Genomic DNA, 14,853 nt, shown 5'->3' on the forward strand with positions numbered 1-14,853 from the left:
GGCCGCCGCGCGCCGGACCCTGCTCCGGACCGATGTCCGCCGGTCGCGGCGTGCCCAGGATGAGCCGCATGCATCCACCACTCGCCCTGCACGCCGAGCGGCTGACCAAACGGTACGGCCGCCGCACCGCGCTTGCCGACTGCGACCTGAGTGTTCCGCGCGGGCACGTGGTCGGCCTGGTCGGCCCCAACGGCGCCGGAAAGTCCACGCTGCTGCAACTGGCCTGCGGGCTGATCGCGCCCACCTCGGGTTCGCTGACGGTGCTCGGCTCGCCGCCGGCCGCCGACGCCGCGCACCTGGCCCGGGTCGGCTTCGTCGCCCAGGACACGCCGGTGTACGCCTCCCTCACCGTGGCCGAGCACCTGCGGATGGGCGCCTGGCTGAACCCGTCCTGGGACGCGGCGCTGGCCCGGCGGCGCGTCGACGAGGTCGGCCTCGACCCGGCGCAGAAGGCGGGCCGGCTCTCCGGCGGCCAGCGCGCGCAACTGGCCCTCGCGCTGGCCGCCGCGAAGCGCCCCGAACTGCTGATCCTCGACGAGCCGGCCGCCGCGCTGGACCCCCTCGCGCGCCGCGAGTTCATGCACGGGCTGGTCGGCTTCGTGCGGGAACTCGGCGCCGGGGCGGTGCTCTCCTCGCACCTGCTCGGCGACGTGGCGCAGGTCTGCGACCACCTGGTCGTGCTCTGCGCCGCCCGGGTCCAGGTGGCCGGCCCGGTCCCGGACCTGCTCGCCACGCACCGCAAGACCGCCGCCGCGCCCGCCGGGGCCGAGGTGGTCTGGGCCGAGCCCGGCCGCGTCGTGGTCCGGGGCCCGGCGGTACGCGACGGCGCGCCGGTCACGCTGGAGGAGCTGGTCCTGGCGTACCTGTCCCGGGCCACCGCCCGCCCGGCGGTGACCCGATGATCCGGATGACGCTGCGGCAGTTCCGCCTCCCGGCGCTCGTCGGCGTCGTCGCGCTGGTGCTGGCCGGCGCCTACCTGCTGCGTCTCGGCGCGGACATCCGGGCCGTGCCCGATCCGGCCCGGCTGCCCGACCGGTACGCGCAGACGATGCTGTTCCTCGCCGGCGGGTTCGCGCTGGTGCCCGCGCTGATCGGCGCGTTCTGGGGCGCGCCGCTGGTGGCCCGGGAACTGGAGCAGGGCACGCACCGGCTGGTGTGGAACCAGAGCGTGCCGCGCCGCCGCTGGCTGGCGGTCAAGCTGGCGGTGCTGTCGGTGGCCGCCGCGCTCGTCGCCGGTGTGCTCGGCGCGCTGCTGACCTGGGCGGCCGCGCCCGTCGACCGGGTCGCCGGCGACCGGTTCAGCACCGTGCTGTTCGGCGCGCGCGGCATCGCGCCGGTCGGGTACGCCGTGTTCGGCCTCGTCCTCGGCGTGGTGGCCGGGCTGGTGCTGCGCCGCACGCTGCCGGCCATGGCAGTGGTGTTCCTGGCCGTGGTCGTGGTGCAGCTCGCGGTGCCGAACCTGCTGCGCCCGCACTACCTGCCGCCGGAGCGGGTCACCGTGCCGATGACCTCGGAGGCGGTCAACCGGGCCCGCAACCTGGGCAGCATCACCGGCTCGCCGGTCGTCGGCGGGCTGGACGTGCCGGGCGCGTGGGTCACCGACATCAGCCCGCTGCGGACCGCCGACGGGCGGCAGCTCTCCGACGAGGCGTTCGGCACCTGTTTCCGTGACCCGCCGCGCACCGGCGCCAGCGGCACGTTCGGCGACACGGCCGTCTGCCTCGGCAAGCTCGACCTGCACGTGGACCTGGCCTACCAGCCGAACCGCCGGTTCTGGGCGTTCCAGTGGATCGAGCTGGCGCTGCACCTCGGCGCGGCCGGTCTGCTGGCGGCGTTCGGCCTGTGGCACGTCCGGAGACGGGCCGGCTGAGCGGACGGGGGCGGACGGTCCGGGCGCCACGCGCGCCCGGACCGCCGTACCTAGCGCTTCAGCAGCGCACGCAGCGCCTCGGCGATCTCGCCCGGCGCCTCCTCGGCCATGAAGTGCCCGGCCGTGGTGGTGCGGTGCTCCAGGTCCGGGGCCCACGCCCGCCACACCGCCGCCGCGTCGTAGCCGAGCGCGGCGCCCCAGTCCTGCTGGATGACGGTGACCGGCATGGCCAGCCGTCGCCCGGCGTCCCGGTCCGACCGGTCGTGCGCCACGTCGATCCCGGCCGACGCCCGGTAGTCCGCGACGATCGAGTCGACCGCCTCCCGGGAGGCCCGCAGGTACTCGGCACGCACCTCCGCCGGCATGGCCGCCGGGTCACCGGCCCAGGCGTCGAGGAAGTGCCCGAAGAACGCATCGGCGCTGCCCGCGATCATCTTCTCGGGCAGGCCGGGCGGCTGGGCCATCAGGTAGAGGTGGAACGCCACCGACGCGGACACGCCGTGCAGCACGTCCCACATGTCGAGGGTGGGCAGCACGTCCAGCGACGCCAGGTGGGTGACGGTGTCCGGGTGGTCCAGACCGGCCCGGACCGCGACCAGGGCGCCCCGGTCGTGCCCGGCGAGCGCGAACCGCTCGTGGCCGAGCGCGCGGGCCACCGCCACCACGTCGGCGGCCATGGTCCGCTTGCTGTACGTGTCCTCGGTGGCGGCGGCCGGCTTGTCGCTGGCGCCGTAGCCGCGCAGGTCCGGGCAGATCACCGTGTGCTCGCCGGCCAGGTCGGCGGCGACGTGCCGCCACATCAGGTGGGTCTGCGGGAAGCCGTGCAGCAGCACGACCGGGCTGCCCGAGCCACCCACTGCCACGTTCAGCGTCACGCCCTCGGCGACCGGAACGCGCTGGTAGTCGAATCCCGCGATGGCGGTGCTCATCTCGATCCCTCTTTCGTCTCGTCGTACCGGTCCAGCGTGGCGGCGCCGGATGAGCAACCGATGAGCGCGATACGGTGACCCCTGGTCGAGGAGGGTCGGTGCCTGTCGGTTTCGGTGTGCTCGGTCCGGTGACGGCCTGGGACGACGCCGGTGCGCCGGTCGACCTCAAGGGGCCCCGGCACCGGGCCGTGCTGGCGCGGCTGGTCGCCGCCCGGGGCCGGACCGTGCCGGTCGGGCAGATCGTCGACGACCTGTGGGACGACCCGCCGGCCGGCGCGGTGGGCGCCGTCCGCACGTTCGTCGCGGCGCTGCGCCGCCGCCTGGAACCGCACCGTCCGCCACGCGAGCCGGCCCGGCTGCTGGTCACCGACGGACCGGGGTACGCGCTGCGCGCCGAACCGGACACCGTCGACGCCTGGCGGTTCGAGGACACCGTCACCGCAGCGGCCGACACGCCGCCCCGGGCCGCGCTCGACCGGCTCGACGAGGCGCTGAGCTGGTGGCGCGGACCCGCGTACGCCGACTTCGACCAGCCGTGGGCACACGCCGAACGGTCCCGGCTCGACCAGATCCGGCTCACGGCCGTGGAGCGCCGGGCCGAGGCGCTGCTGGCGCTGGACCGGGCCGCCGACGCCGTACCCGATCTCGACGCCCACGTCGCGGCGTACCCGTGGCGGGAAGAGGGGTGGGCGCTGCTGGCGTCGGCGCTCTACCGGGCCGGACGGCAGGCCGACGCGCTCGCCGTGCTGCGCCGGGCCCGGGAACTGCTGCGCGACCAGCTCGGCCTCGACCCGGGATCGCGGCTGCGGCGGCTGGAGACCGACCTGCTGCGCCAGGCCGAACCCGAACCGACCGGTCCGGCGCGGGTCTGGGCGGAGACCGCCGCCGCGTACGAGCGCAGTGTGGTGCCCGGCGCGCGGGCCCGGCTGGAGTCCACCGTCGGAATGCTGCGCAGCCTCGCCGTCACCGGGCCGGGCGGACTGGAGGCCGCCCGGGACCAGCGTGAGGCGGCCATCACCGCGGCCGAACATCTGGGCGACCCCGAGTTCACCGCGCGGGTGATCGGCGGGTACGACGTACCGGCGATCTGGACCCGCTCGGACGACCCGGCGCAGGCGGCCCGGGTGGTCGCGGCGGCGGAGCGGGCCCTCGCCGGGCTGGGCCCGGACGCGCCCGAGGCGACCCGCGCCCGGCTGCTGGCCACCGTCGCGATCGAGTCCCGCGGTACGGCGTCGCCCGGACCGGCGCAGGCGGCGCGGGAGGCGGAGGCGATCGCCCGCCGGGTGGCCGACCCGGCGCTGCTGGCGCAGGCGCTCAACGGCGTGTACATGCAGACGTTCCACCGGGCCGGGCTGGCCGCCGAGCGGGACGCGATCGGCGCCGAACTGGTCGCGCTCGCCGCCCGGCACGGCCTGGCCACAGCCGAGATCCTCGGGCACCTGATCCGGGTGCAGGCGCGCGGCGCGCTCGCCGACTTCACCGCCGCCGACGCGCACGCCGACGCGGCGGACCGGCTCGCCGCCCGGCACGAGAGCCCGCTCGTCGGCGTGTTCACCGGCGGCTACCGGGCCATGCGGACCGCCGCCACCGGCGCCGCGTATCCGCAGGCGGAGGCCGCGTACCGGTCGTGGGCGACCGCGCTGGCCGGCTGCGGAATGCCCGGCGTGGAACGTGGGCTGGCGCCGCTCGCACTGCTCTGCCTGCGGGTGTGGCACGACCTGCCGGCCGTCTTCCCGGCGGACACGGACTGGGGCCCGTACGCGCCCTGGGCCCGCCCGCTGCTCCTGCTCGCCGACGGCCGGCGCGAGGAGGCCGCCAAGGCATTGCGTCGCACCCCGGCGCCACCGCGTGACCTGCTCATGGAGGCGCTGTGGTGCCTGACCGGCCGCGCCGCCGTAGCGCTGGGCGACCGGGACGCGATGCTCCGGGCGCGGGACGCGCTCGCGCCGGCGACGGGTGAGCTGGCCGGGGCGGCCAGTGGCCTGCTCACCGCCGGGCCGGTCGCCGCGCACCTGGGCCGCCTCGACGCCGCACTCGGCGTGTCCGACGGCCAGGACGGTTCATGAGGGCAGCTCGCAAGGAACGTGTCCTCGGCTAAGGTGCGGCGATGGACGAGCTGAGGCACCTGTTCCGGCGCGCCGCCGACCACGCGGCCGGCTACCGGCTGTCGCTGCCGGACCGGCCGGTCGGCGTACCCGTGGACCAGGCCGCGCTGGCCCGGGCGTTCGCCGGCCCGCTGCCGGACGCGCCCACCCCGCCCGAGCAGGTGCTCGCGGAGCTGGTGGCCGCCGCCGAACCGGGACTCGTGGCCACCGCCGGGCCGCGCTACTTCGGCTTCGTCATCGGCGGCGCCTCGCCGGCCGCCACCGCCGCCGACATGCTGGCCGCCGGGTGGGACCAGAACGCGTTCAACGCCGTCACCTCCCCCGCCGCGGTGGCCGCCGAGACGGCCGCCGGCACCTGGCTCAAGGAGCTGCTCGGCATCCCGGCGACCGCGTCGGCCGGGTTCGTCACCGGCGGGCAGGCCGCGAACACCGCCGGGCTCGCCGCCGCCCGCCACCAGGTGCTCGCCGACGCCGGCTGGGACGTGGAACGACGCGGGCTGCACGGCGCACCGGCGGTCCGGGTGTTCGCCGGCGCCGAACGGCACGCCACCATCGACAGGTCGCTGCGGCTGCTCGGCCTCGGCACCGACGCGCTGCGCCCGGTGCCGGCCGGCCCGCAGGGCGCCGTCGACCCGCACGCGCTGGCGGCGGCGCTGCGCGACGCCGGTCCCGGACCGACGATCGTCTGCCTGCAGGCGGGCAACGTGAACACCGGCGCGTGCGACGACCTGCGCCGCGCCTGCGACCTGGTCCACCGGTACGGCGGCTGGGCGCACGTGGACGGCGCGTTCGGGCTGTGGGCGGCCGCCAGTCCGGCCACCCGGCACCTGGTGGACGGGCTGGAGGCGGCCGACTCGTGGGCCTGCGACGGCCACAAGTGGCTGAACGTGCCGTACGACACCGCGTTCGCGTTCTGCGCCCGGCCCGACGTTCACGCGGCGGCCATGTCCTACACGGCCGCGTACCTCGTGGGTTCCGGTGGGGTGCCCGTGGGCGCGGATCTGACCGCGGAGTCCTCCCGCCGCGCCCGTGGGTTCGCGGTCTGGGCGGGCCTGCGGGAGCTGGGCCGCGACGGCGTCGCCGCCCTTGTCGAGCGGTGTTGCGCGCTGGCCCGGCGGTTCGCCGACGGGCTGACCGCCGCCGGGTTCGAGGTGGCGAACGACGTGGTGCTCAACCAGGTGCTCGTCGGGTTCCGCGACGACGCGCACACCGACCGGGTGGTGGCCGCCGTGCAGGCCGACGGGACGTGCTGGGCGGGCGGGACGACGTGGCGGGGACGGCGGCTGATGCGGATCTCGGTGTCGAACGCGACCACGACGGAGGCCGACGTGGACCGGTCGGTGGCGGCGATCGCCCGGCTGGCCCGCTGAGCGGCGTCAGCCGGCCAGACGCAGCAGGTGCCGCCCGGGGAAGGGGCCGCCGTGCTCCCGCTCCCAGGTGGCGAGGTGACGCTTCTTCTCCGCAGGCGTAGGCGCGAGGAAGTCGAAGTAGGCGAGGATCACCGTGCGGGCCTCGTCGACCGTGTACGACGCCCCCGACGGCACCGGTCCGAGGCTGTCCACGTTGACGCCGGTCGGCGTGCAGCGCACCACCGCGGAGTTGCCCTCGTACTCCTCGTAGTCCGAACGCCCGGACATCACGTCGTCGATGCACTGCAGCAGCTCGAGGCAGTCCGGGGCGTAGGTCTGGATGTCGCTGACGAGCTGGGAGGCGAACGGGCGGAAACGCGCGTCGCCGCTGGTCATGGTGGGCGCGCCGTTCTGATTGCGCCCGAACTGGATGTCACCCACAGCTAGCGTCCCCCCACCGGCCAAGCCGAGTACCACGTCGTGCCACCGGGATTGTAGAAGCCCTCGACGAGCAGCCCGTTGGCCCTCCCCTGCCATTTGTTCGGGTCGTCCGGGTGCGGGCCGCCGGACCGGAACGCGCCCTCGATCGTCTCGTCGACCCGCTGCGGCGTCCAGTTGTCCGGGAAGAAGGTGCTCGAACCGCGCTTCTGACGCCAGACGCCGCCGTCGTCCTGCACGTCGACGCGGGCGCGGTACGTGCCGTCGGCGTGCCGTTCGAGGATCATCTCGCGGCCGTCCGCGTCGACGCGGACCCGGGCACCCGGCGGGTTCTCCCCCATGAACCGGTGGTGGAAGCCGGTGCCCCGGGGCGGATTGGCGTTGGTGTTCACGTGACCGCGGAAGATGTGCGCGTAGCGGCGGTGCCGCATCCGGGCCCGCAGCCACTTCTCCACCGGTGTGAAGAGACCGGCTTTTCCCCGCCTACCCACCGAGCACCGCTTCGGTCGCCATGTTCAGCAACTGGTCGATGAGGACACCGGTGATGAGCTTGAAGATCGGGATCTCCAGCAGTGAGGCACCGAAGGTGACCACCGCCGTGGCGACCGCCTGCGCGATCTGGATGGCCAGGAGCGTCAGCTGCACGATCACGTTGATCTTCAACGCCAGGACGATCCCGGCGCACACCATGAGCCCGGTCCCGATGAGCGCCGCCGCGGAGGCCCCGTCGTCCAGGTTGGTCTTCGCCGAGTCCGCCGCCTGCCAGCTCGTCTGGAAGCGTTCGATGGCGTCGTCGCGGTTCTGGGTCCACATCTGCTGCGCCGACCGGTCGGCGTCGGCCACCGGAGCACGGAGCCGGTCCGGGAAGGCGAGCCACGCCTGGCCCATCTCCAGCAGCTTCGTCTCGTCGGCCTCCGGCCAGGTGTAGCCGAGCATGCCGAGCAGGGACACCAGTTCTCCGGGCAGGGTCATTCCCATGTCAGCCGAGCACCTCACGGAAGCGGCCGAGGCTCTCAGTGATCATGCGTTCGGTCTCCTGGTAGTTGAGGCCCATCACCCGGCTCAGCTTGCCGATGTCCTCGATCTCGACGAGGTTCGCGTCGTAGCTCTCCAGCGCCAGGTCGCGGATCGTCTCGTACACCATCCCGATGAGCGAGCCGAGGTCGTCGTTGCCCCACGGCGTGCCGAAGGCCGCCAGCTCGGCGTCGAACGCGGACAGCGCGGCACGCATACGCTGCGCCGAGGCGACGATGTCGTCACCCGCCCCGATGATCGACTCGGGATCGATCTCGATCTCGCGAGCCATCAGCGCTCCCCTCCGTCGGTCATCGTCCCGGCTCCCGGATGGACTGCATCACGCCGGTCAGCGCGCCGGTGAGCGCGGACATCTGGCGGACGCTCGCCTCCTGCAGCTCGCGCAGCCGCGCGTCGAGCGCGGCCGAGCCGATCCCCTGCGGCGCCGCCGCCTGAGGGATCTGCTCCAGCGCGCGGTTGACCGCGACCACCACCGACTCGCCGAGCTCCGCCGAGGACAGCCGGCGGGGCGGTCTGGTGACCTCCAGCCGGGTCAGCCGAGCCGAGCCGTCGACCTCCGCGCGCACGGTCCCGGCGTCATCGGACCCGCTCCACCGCTCGGCCCCGCCGTCGTCGGCCGTCCCGCCGGTTGCCGCGCCCAGCACGCCCATGACCTGGTGCAGGAGGTCCGCCGGCCCGTTCGCCGGGAGATCCCCGCCGAGCCCGGTCGCCGGACCGGCCTTGGCGACGGCCTCGGCGATCGCGCCGTGGAGACGGCGCATCGCCGACTCGCTCTCGGCGAGGACGGCCCCGAGGCTTCCGGCCAGCGCGGGCAGGTCGGGCGCCGGTTCGCTGCTCGCCAGGCTGCTGCGCGACGCGGTCAGCGCGTCGTTCACCGCCTGCTCGACCAGGCGGCCCAGCTCGTCCTCGGACAGCCGCATCAACGGCGCCGCCAGCTCCACCGAGCGCAGCCGCCCGTCCTCCGCCGTCACCTCGACCTGGCCGTCGGCGGCGCGGCCGTGCGCCTCGGCGGTGACGCCGGCGGCAGGCCCGCCGGCGCGCAGGGCCGCCAGCTCCTCGCGATAGCCGGAGACGCGCGCCGCGTAGTCGTCGGCCGTGGCGTCCTGTGTCATCCCGTTGCCTCCCCGTCACGGTCAACCAGACCCTAGCAACGCCCGGCTCGCCGGGACGTCCCTCCACAGGGGAACGCGCTTGTCGCGGTGACGTCACGGGGCCCACACGCAGCGCGACGGGTTGCTACCGTGCCGGTGACCGCAGTCCTCTGGGGAGGGTCGTCATGTGGGCGGACGAGGCCGCGCTGGACGCGGCGGCACGACGGCTCGACGAATGGGAGTCGTCGCTGGCCGAACGGGCGGAACGCGCCCGCGACCTGTCCGCCCGCACACAGGCGCTCACCGGCACCGCCCGCACCGCCGACGGGTTGATCGAGGTCACCGTCGACGCGAACGGGCTGCTGGCGGATCTGCGCCTGGACGAGCGCGTCCGGCAGCACTCCGCCGCACACACCGCCCGGCAGATCCTGACGGTCACCCGGGACGCCCGGGCCGACCTGCTGCGGCGGCTCACCGATGCGACCACCGACGCCCTCGGCGCGGACGACCCGGCCGCGCGGGCCATCGTCGAGACCCACCAGCGGCGTCTCGACCCCGACCCGGGCACGCCGGATGCCGGCCGGTGACGGCCTCCGGGTCGACCCGGACGACCTGACCGCACACGCCGCCCACCTCGGCCGCTGCGCCGACAGCATCGACACCGCGCGGCAGGCCGGGCAGCACGTCCGGCTCAGCGCCGACGCGTACGGGCAGCTCTGCGCGATCATGCCGGTCCTGCTCGACGGCCTCCAACGGACCCTGACCGACGGCATCGGCACCGCCGCCGCCTCGGTCCGGGACACCGCCGGGAGGCTGCGGTCGAGCGCCGAGCGCTACCGCGCGTCCGACGCGCACGCCGCCGACCTGCTCGACCGGGTACGGCAGCGGCGGTGACCACGAACCCGCTGGTCGCCGCCGCGGCGGACTCCGGACCGAGTCCCTGGGCCGGCGTATGGATCTGCGAGGACATCGAACTCATCGCTCAGGGCGTCCGCACCGGCAGTTGGATCGACGGCAGCCTCGGCGTCGTCAGCGCCGGCCTCGACGCGCTCGCGCTCGTGTCCGACCCCGCCGGGGTCCTCCTCCAGTACGGCATCGCCTGGCTCATCGAGCACGTCAAGCCGCTCAGCGAGGCCCTCGACTGGCTCGCCGGCGACCCCGCCGAGATCACCGCGCACGCGCAGACCTGGCGCAACGTCGCCGCGTCGCTGCGCGAGGACGCCGCCGAGCTGTCGCACGCCGTGCGTACCGAGGTCGCCGGCTGGACCGGCGCCGCCGCCACCGGCTACCGCCGCTGGGCGGCCGAGCAGCAGCAGGCCGTCACCGGGCTGGCGCAGGGCGCCGAGGCGATGGCCGCGATCACCGAGGGCGCCGCCGGCCTGGTCGCGGCCGTGCGGCTGCTGGTCCGCGACGCCATCGCCGCCTGCGTGTCCCGGCTGATCGTGTACGCGGCCGAACTGGTCGCCACGGCCGGGCTGGCGACGCCGCTGGTGGTCGAGCAGGTGACGACGACCGTGGCGTCGTGGGCGGCGCGGATCGGGCGGTTGCTGCGAGGGCTGCTGGCGAGTCTGCGGCGGTTGATGCCGGAGATGCGCCGGCTCGGCGACCTGATCGAGAAGCTCCGCGAGGCGCTGAGCCGGCTAACCCGTTCCACCCCCGGGCGTCCGCACGTGCCTGTCGACGGAATCCATGGTGGCCATACCAGCCGGCCGCGGAATCTGTCCGACTACGACCGGCAGGAGAACTGGGCCAAGGACGCCTATGAGGCGATCCGCCGACACGAGGATGCCGAAGCCGTCGCACGCAATCTCACTGATGCCCCTCGCCTCGACGGATCCCGGGGCTTCTCACCTGCAGAGGTCGAGCAGATCCGCCGACACATCTTCTTCGAGGAGCACCCGATGGACGACTATGCCGGTGGGATCGTTCGCCAACGGTACGACCCGAGTGCGCCGATGGCCGAGGCATGGCTACGTCTGCGGCGCGGTGATCCGTTGCCGGAGGATTTGAAGCTCCTGGAGCACGAGTTGGCGGAGTCGCGGTACTACCTTGACAACCCGCACGCCGACTACCGGGAAGCTCATCTCGCTGCGAACCGGATCGCGAATTGGGAAGACTCGATCCCGGGGCCCACGTACGAGGACTATTCGAGACTTGGAGAATGAGCGACATGGGCATGATGGTCGCTGCCCGCCGGGTCGAGGCCCCGGCGGGCGAGGTGCGTTACGAGTTCGGGTTCGAGGACCGGTTCGACCGCATCCTCGTCATCGACCCGCAGACCTTGCGGGCGCGAGTCGAGGACGGCGACTTCAATGCCGCTGCCAGCGCGATCACCGCGAAAATCGTCAACGCCTGGCGCGCCGGGGGCGACTTCCCGCAACGCATGCTCTTCGCGAGTTAGCTAGCCTTCGTTGCGCACGCCACACTGCAACCAGACCCGCACACTCTCGGTCGCCTCGGTCCTCCCGCCGAGCGCATCCCGAAGCTCGGCGGCGAAGCGTTCGCGTTGCTGGTCAGTCGGTAGCTTTTCGGCGGACATGGCGGAGAAGACGCCGCCGACCATGTCGTCGACGGTGAGTGGCGCGTCGTACCGCACCGACGTCTCCTCGTACCGATAGCCGGCACGCACGAGCGCCTCCCGGTTGCGCCGACGCCCGTCCTCGTCGGTCTGGCATCGCGCCGTGACGGGGTGGCCGAGCATCCGCTCCAGGCATTCGCGCAGCGCGCGCGACCAATCGGCGTCCTGCGTCCACAGGGGTTCGCCGTTGGTGACGACGGCGATGCCACCGCCGGGGCGCAGCAACGGCCGGGCCGCCGCGAACAGGGCGTCGCGGTCCATGAAGTGAATGGCGACGGCGACGGTCAGCGCACCGACCGTCCGCTCGCCGACCAGCCGGGACAACGCGGGCACATCCCTGTCGCTGCCGAGCACCCACGTGGCGTTGCCGATTCCCTGGTCGAGGGCGGCACGCCGGGCGATCGCCAGCATGTCCGGTTCCGGATCCACGCCGATGACCGCGGCCACCCGATCGGCGAGCGGGAGGCTCAACTGACCGGTGCCGCAGCCGAGGTCGACCACCGTGTCGTCACCGCCGAGACGGAAGACTGCCGCCAGCGCGTCGAGCACCTCGGACGGATAGCCGCGCCGATGCCGTGCGTAGTAGGTCGCCACCTCACCGCCGAAGCCCGTCGCCATGCCGGCAGCCTGCCCGCCGCGACCGTCCCGAGGCCAGCCGTTCTGCTCAGGGCACGCCCCGAACGCCGCGCTCGTCCCCCGTGCGAGCTACCCGCAAGTGTCCACCGCACGGTGACGATTCCCGACCCGCGAATCCATAGCGTTCCAGGTGAACCGCGGCGCTCCGGCCGCGGACCTGTCGAAGGAATCGTCATGCGTGTGGTGAAGCAGCTCCTGGCCGTCGTCGCGGTCAGTCTCGTCGGCAGCCGGGCGGTCGTCGCGGCACAGGACAACGCCTGGCTCAGCCTGATCCTCGGCGTCGCGACCGCCGCGGCGGCGATCATGGTGTACGGGTGGGTGGTGCGCCGTACCGAACGCCGCGAGGTCACGGAGCTGGCCCGGGACGGCGCTGCGGCCCGGCTCCATCGCGGGGTGCTGATCGGCTTCGCCATGTTCGCGGCGGTCATCGTCAACATCGCCCTCATGGGCGGCTACCACATACACGGCATCGGCTCGGTGTCCGGTGCGGTCGGCATGTTCGGGTTCATGGCCGCCGCGGCGGTGACCGAGGAGCTGATGTTCCGCGGTCTGCTGTTCCGTCTGGTCGAGGAACGGCTCGGTACGTGGCTCTCGCTGCTGCTGACCGGCGTGCTGTTCGGCCTGATGCACCTGCTGAACCCGGACGCCAGCCTGTGGGGCGCGACCGCCATCGCGATCGAGGCGGGGTTCATGCTTGCGGCCTGCTACGCCGCGACCCGCAACCTGTGGGTGCCGATCGGCCTGCACTTCGGCTGGAACTTCGCCGCCGGCGGCGTCTTCAGCGTCGTCGTCTCCGGCAACGGCGAGTCGACCGGGCTGCTGGACGCCAGCACGTCGGGTTCGACGCTGCTCAGCGGCGGCGACTTCGGGCCGGAGGGCAGCCTCTACACGGTGGCCGCCGGGGCGGCGCTGACTGTGGTCTTCCTCTGGCTGGCCCACCGCCGCGGCCACATCGTGCGGCGGCGCCGCCGCGCGGTCGAGGCCCCGGCGGAGAGCGTTACGGTCTCCTGATGATCACCCGACGGATGCTCCCGGACTCGTGGCGGCACTGGCCCGTCACGGTCCGGGATCTCCCGCTCGCGCTGGTGATCGCGCTCGCATCAGTGACCCCACCGCTGCGTGGCATCGGTACGCAGCTCGGCGACCTGCCCGCGCGGCCGTTCGACGCGCTCACAGTGGTGGTGATCGCGCTGGAGTGCCTTCCGCTGGCGCTGCGCCGCAGCCGTCCCGCGCTGTCCCTCGCCCTCGTGTCACTCGGCTTCGCCATCGACCAGGTGCGCGCGTACCACACCTTCGCGGGCGCCGCGCTCGCCGTCGCGCTGCTGAGCGCGGGCGCCCACCTGGACCGGGTCCGCCGTACCACGGTGCTCGCCGGCTCCCTCGCGTACGTCGGACTGGCCGTCGCCCTCGACCGCCAGGGGTCGACCGAAGGGGTGGTCGGCTTCACCACGTTCTACCTGCTGCTGGCGCTCGCCTGGGGCACCGGGTCGTGGCTGCGGCAGAACCGCATCGCCGAGGCCGAACGCCGCCGGCACGTGGCCGAGACCGCCCGCGCCGCCGAACGCGCCCGCATCGCCGGCGAGCTGCACGACGTGGTGACCCACCACGTGACGGCGATGGTGGTGCAGGCCGAGGCGGCCCGCTACCTGACCGCCGCGCCCGACCGCCTCGACGCCGCCCTGACCGCCGTCACCGACACCGGCCGCCGCGCCATCGGCGACCTGCGGGTGCTGCTCGACGTGCTCAACCCCGACCACGGTACGGAGGCACGCACGCCGTCCGTCGGCGAGCTGCACGCCCTGGTGGAGCAGACCCGCCGGGCCGGGCAGCCGGTGGAGTTCACGCAGGAGGGCAGCCCGGCGGAGGTGACCGGCGGCGCGGAGGTGGCCGCGTACCGGGTGGTGCAGGAGGCGCTGACGAACGCGCTCAAGTACGCCCACGGCCGCCCCACCGCCGTCCACGTACACCATGGCGACAGGGAGATCACGGTGGAGATCAGCACGGACGGCCCCGGCACGCGCGCCGCGGGTCCGGGCGGCAGCGGACGCGGCCTGGCCGGGCTGCGCGAGCGCGTCACGGTGCTCGGCGGCGAGTTCGACGCCGGGCGCCGGGCCGGTGGCGGCTTCGTGGTCCGGGCCCGCATCCCCACCGGGAGCGCGTCGTGACCGCCCCGATCCGGGTGCTCGTCTGCGACGACCAGGCCCTGATCCGTACCGGATTCGCCACCATCATCGGCGCGCAGCCGGACATGGAGGCGGTGGGTGAGTGCGGCGACGGCCGCGCCGCTGTCGACCTCGCCGGCCGCCTGCGGCCCGACGTGGTGGTGATGGACGTCCGCATGCCGGTGCTCGACGGCATCGAGGCGACCCGCCTGCTGGCCGGCGCCGGCGTCGCCCACCCGGTCAAGGTGCTGGTGGTGACGACGTTCAACCTCGACGAGTACGTCTACGAGGCGCTGCGCGCCGGCGCGAGCGGGTTCCTGCTCAAGGACGCCCCACCGGCGCAGCTGCTGCACGGCATCCGCACCGTCGCCTCCGGCGCCGCGCTGCTCGCGCCCGAGGTGACGCGGCAGCTCGTCGGCCGGTACGCAGCGCGCATCCGCCCGGCCGAGGGGACGCCTGCGGACGTCGGGCTGACGCCGCGCGAGCTGGAGGTGCTGCGGCTGATCGCCGACGGGCTGTCGAACAGTGAGATCGCGGCGCGGCTGGTGATCAGCCAGGAGACGGTGAAGACGTACGTGTCGCGGATCCTGACGAAGCTGGACCTGCGGGACCGGGTACAGGCGGTGGTGTACGCGTACCGCACCGGCCTGGTCACCTAAT

At 74.1% G+C, this 14,853-nt stretch carries 18 protein-coding genes; 11 read left to right on the forward strand and 7 right to left on the reverse strand.

The window, feature by feature from the left end; genetic code table 11:
- Positions 1 to 68: 68 nt before the first annotated feature.
- Both ACN27C_RS24860 and ACN27C_RS24865 read left to right on the forward strand, forming a co-directional pair.
- A complete protein-coding gene (locus ACN27C_RS24860; RefSeq protein ID WP_422748476.1) occupies positions 69 to 902 on the forward strand; it encodes an ABC transporter ATP-binding protein in 834 nt (277 codons plus the stop codon).
- Positions 899 to 1,870: an ABC transporter permease subunit gene (locus ACN27C_RS24865; RefSeq protein WP_120569986.1), complete on the forward strand. Its 972-nt coding sequence runs from the start codon at positions 899 to 901 to the stop codon at positions 1,868 to 1,870. Before ACN27C_RS24860 ends, ACN27C_RS24865 begins: the two co-directional genes overlap by 4 nt.
- 50 nt (positions 1,871 to 1,920) lie before the next feature.
- Here the strand turns inward: ACN27C_RS24865 and ACN27C_RS24870 are convergent, their stop codons facing one another.
- Complete coding sequence (locus ACN27C_RS24870; protein ID WP_120569987.1) at positions 1,921 to 2,799, reverse strand: alpha/beta fold hydrolase; 879 nt, start codon at positions 2,797 to 2,799, stop codon at positions 1,921 to 1,923.
- A gap of 98 nt (positions 2,800 to 2,897) precedes the next feature.
- Here ACN27C_RS24870 and ACN27C_RS24875 point away from each other — a divergent pair, with 98 nt between their 5' ends.
- Both ACN27C_RS24875 and ACN27C_RS24880 read left to right on the forward strand, forming a co-directional pair.
- A complete protein-coding gene (locus ACN27C_RS24875; RefSeq protein WP_422748479.1) occupies positions 2,898 to 4,865 on the forward strand; it encodes a BTAD domain-containing putative transcriptional regulator in 1,968 nt (655 codons plus the stop codon).
- 41 nt (positions 4,866 to 4,906) lie between these two features.
- Positions 4,907 to 6,274 (forward strand): pyridoxal phosphate-dependent decarboxylase family protein, encoded by a 1,368-nt coding sequence (locus ACN27C_RS24880; protein WP_422748481.1) that lies wholly within the window; start codon positions 4,907 to 4,909, stop codon positions 6,272 to 6,274.
- A 6-nt stretch (positions 6,275 to 6,280) separates the two neighbouring features.
- On the opposite strand, the gene ACN27C_RS24885 is transcribed toward ACN27C_RS24880, so the two are convergent.
- The 5 genes from ACN27C_RS24885 to ACN27C_RS24905 are packed head-to-tail and all read right to left on the reverse strand — an operon-like array spanning position 6,281 to position 8,838.
- The gene (locus ACN27C_RS24885) at positions 6,281 to 6,694 is read right to left on the reverse strand and encodes a hypothetical protein (RefSeq protein ID WP_121684952.1); all 414 of its coding nucleotides are present in this window, start codon (positions 6,692 to 6,694) and stop codon (positions 6,281 to 6,283) included.
- 2 nt (positions 6,695 to 6,696) lie between these two features.
- A complete protein-coding gene (locus tag ACN27C_RS24890; RefSeq protein WP_120569991.1) occupies positions 6,697 to 7,146 on the reverse strand; it encodes an EndoU domain-containing protein in 450 nt (149 codons plus the stop codon).
- A 28-nt stretch (positions 7,147 to 7,174) separates the two neighbouring features.
- Positions 7,175 to 7,669, reverse strand: a complete 495-nt coding sequence (locus ACN27C_RS24895) for a hypothetical protein (RefSeq protein ID WP_120569992.1) — start codon at positions 7,667 to 7,669, stop codon at positions 7,175 to 7,177.
- Between the two features lies 1 nt (position 7,670).
- Entirely contained in the window at positions 7,671 to 7,997 is a 327-nt protein-coding gene (locus ACN27C_RS24900; protein WP_091427010.1) for a hypothetical protein, read from the reverse strand.
- Between the two features lie 19 nt (positions 7,998 to 8,016).
- Complete coding sequence (locus ACN27C_RS24905; RefSeq protein WP_422748483.1) at positions 8,017 to 8,838, reverse strand: hypothetical protein; 822 nt, start codon at positions 8,836 to 8,838, stop codon at positions 8,017 to 8,019.
- 164 nt (positions 8,839 to 9,002) lie between these two features.
- Between ACN27C_RS24905 and ACN27C_RS24910 the strand changes: the two genes are divergently transcribed.
- The 4 genes from ACN27C_RS24910 to ACN27C_RS24925 are packed head-to-tail and all read left to right on the forward strand — an operon-like array spanning position 9,003 to position 11,218.
- Entirely contained in the window at positions 9,003 to 9,404 is a 402-nt protein-coding gene (locus ACN27C_RS24910; protein WP_350816633.1) for a YbaB/EbfC family nucleoid-associated protein, read from the forward strand.
- Complete coding sequence (locus ACN27C_RS24915; RefSeq protein WP_252452692.1) at positions 9,391 to 9,711, forward strand: type VII secretion target; 321 nt, start codon at positions 9,391 to 9,393, stop codon at positions 9,709 to 9,711. The genes ACN27C_RS24910 and ACN27C_RS24915 overlap by 14 nt, the downstream gene beginning before the upstream one ends.
- Positions 9,708 to 10,982, forward strand: coding sequence for a WXG100 family type VII secretion target (locus ACN27C_RS24920; RefSeq protein WP_422748486.1), 1,275 nt, complete (start codon positions 9,708 to 9,710; stop codon positions 10,980 to 10,982). The genes ACN27C_RS24915 and ACN27C_RS24920 overlap by 4 nt, the downstream gene beginning before the upstream one ends.
- Entirely contained in the window at positions 10,979 to 11,218 is a 240-nt protein-coding gene (locus ACN27C_RS24925; RefSeq protein ID WP_350816631.1) for a hypothetical protein, read from the forward strand. The genes ACN27C_RS24920 and ACN27C_RS24925 overlap by 4 nt, the downstream gene beginning before the upstream one ends.
- Here the strand turns inward: ACN27C_RS24925 and ACN27C_RS24930 are convergent, their stop codons facing one another.
- Positions 11,219 to 12,013 (reverse strand): class I SAM-dependent methyltransferase, encoded by a 795-nt coding sequence (locus ACN27C_RS24930; protein ID WP_422748488.1) that lies wholly within the window; start codon positions 12,011 to 12,013, stop codon positions 11,219 to 11,221. It abuts the gene before it with no gap.
- Between the two features lie 192 nt (positions 12,014 to 12,205).
- Here ACN27C_RS24930 and ACN27C_RS24935 point away from each other — a divergent pair, with 192 nt between their 5' ends.
- The 3 genes from ACN27C_RS24935 to ACN27C_RS24945 are packed head-to-tail and all read left to right on the forward strand — an operon-like array spanning position 12,206 to position 14,852.
- A complete protein-coding gene (locus ACN27C_RS24935; protein WP_422748490.1) occupies positions 12,206 to 13,042 on the forward strand; it encodes a lysostaphin resistance A-like protein in 837 nt (278 codons plus the stop codon).
- Complete coding sequence (locus tag ACN27C_RS24940) at positions 13,042 to 14,196, forward strand: sensor histidine kinase (RefSeq protein WP_422748492.1); 1,155 nt, start codon at positions 13,042 to 13,044, stop codon at positions 14,194 to 14,196. Before ACN27C_RS24935 ends, ACN27C_RS24940 begins: the two co-directional genes overlap by 1 nt.
- Positions 14,193 to 14,852 carry a response regulator transcription factor gene (locus tag ACN27C_RS24945; RefSeq protein ID WP_319616949.1) on the forward strand — a complete coding sequence of 220 codons (660 nt, stop codon included), beginning with the start codon at positions 14,193 to 14,195 and terminating at the stop codon, positions 14,850 to 14,852. The genes ACN27C_RS24940 and ACN27C_RS24945 overlap by 4 nt, the downstream gene beginning before the upstream one ends.
- Position 14,853: the final 1 nt, after the last annotated feature.

It is taken from the genome of Micromonospora sp. WMMD1219, assembly GCF_049315215.1.
GTDB classification, from domain to species: domain Bacteria; phylum Actinomycetota; class Actinomycetes; order Mycobacteriales; family Micromonosporaceae; genus Micromonospora; species Micromonospora tulbaghiae.

Excerpts from the sequence above, each read along its gene's own strand:
- ACN27C_RS24905 (WP_422748483.1), bottom strand. The coding sequence starts at position 8,838 with ATGACACAGGACGCCACGGCCGACGACTACGCGGCGCGCGTCTCCGGC.
- ACN27C_RS24870 (WP_120569987.1), bottom strand. The coding sequence starts at position 2,799 with ATGAGCACCGCCATCGCGGGATTCGACTACCAGCGCGTTCCGGTCGCC.
- ACN27C_RS24865 (WP_120569986.1), top strand. The coding sequence starts at position 899 with ATGATCCGGATGACGCTGCGGCAGTTCCGCCTCCCGGCGCTCGTCGGC.
- ACN27C_RS24900 (WP_091427010.1), bottom strand. The coding sequence starts at position 7,997 with ATGGCTCGCGAGATCGAGATCGATCCCGAGTCGATCATCGGGGCGGGT.
- ACN27C_RS24915 (WP_252452692.1), top strand. The coding sequence starts at position 9,391 with ATGCCGGCCGGTGACGGCCTCCGGGTCGACCCGGACGACCTGACCGCA.
- ACN27C_RS24935 (WP_422748490.1), top strand. The coding sequence starts at position 12,206 with ATGCGTGTGGTGAAGCAGCTCCTGGCCGTCGTCGCGGTCAGTCTCGTC.
- ACN27C_RS24940 (WP_422748492.1), top strand. The coding sequence starts at position 13,042 with ATGATCACCCGACGGATGCTCCCGGACTCGTGGCGGCACTGGCCCGTC.
- ACN27C_RS24860 (WP_422748476.1), top strand. The coding sequence starts at position 69 with ATGCATCCACCACTCGCCCTGCACGCCGAGCGGCTGACCAAACGGTAC.
- ACN27C_RS24910 (WP_350816633.1), top strand. The coding sequence starts at position 9,003 with ATGTGGGCGGACGAGGCCGCGCTGGACGCGGCGGCACGACGGCTCGAC.
- ACN27C_RS24895 (WP_120569992.1), bottom strand. The coding sequence starts at position 7,669 with ATGGGAATGACCCTGCCCGGAGAACTGGTGTCCCTGCTCGGCATGCTC.
- ACN27C_RS24925 (WP_350816631.1), top strand. The coding sequence starts at position 10,979 with ATGAGCGACATGGGCATGATGGTCGCTGCCCGCCGGGTCGAGGCCCCG.
- ACN27C_RS24880 (WP_422748481.1), top strand. The coding sequence starts at position 4,907 with ATGGACGAGCTGAGGCACCTGTTCCGGCGCGCCGCCGACCACGCGGCC.
- ACN27C_RS24930 (WP_422748488.1), bottom strand. The coding sequence starts at position 12,013 with ATGGCGACGGGCTTCGGCGGTGAGGTGGCGACCTACTACGCACGGCAT.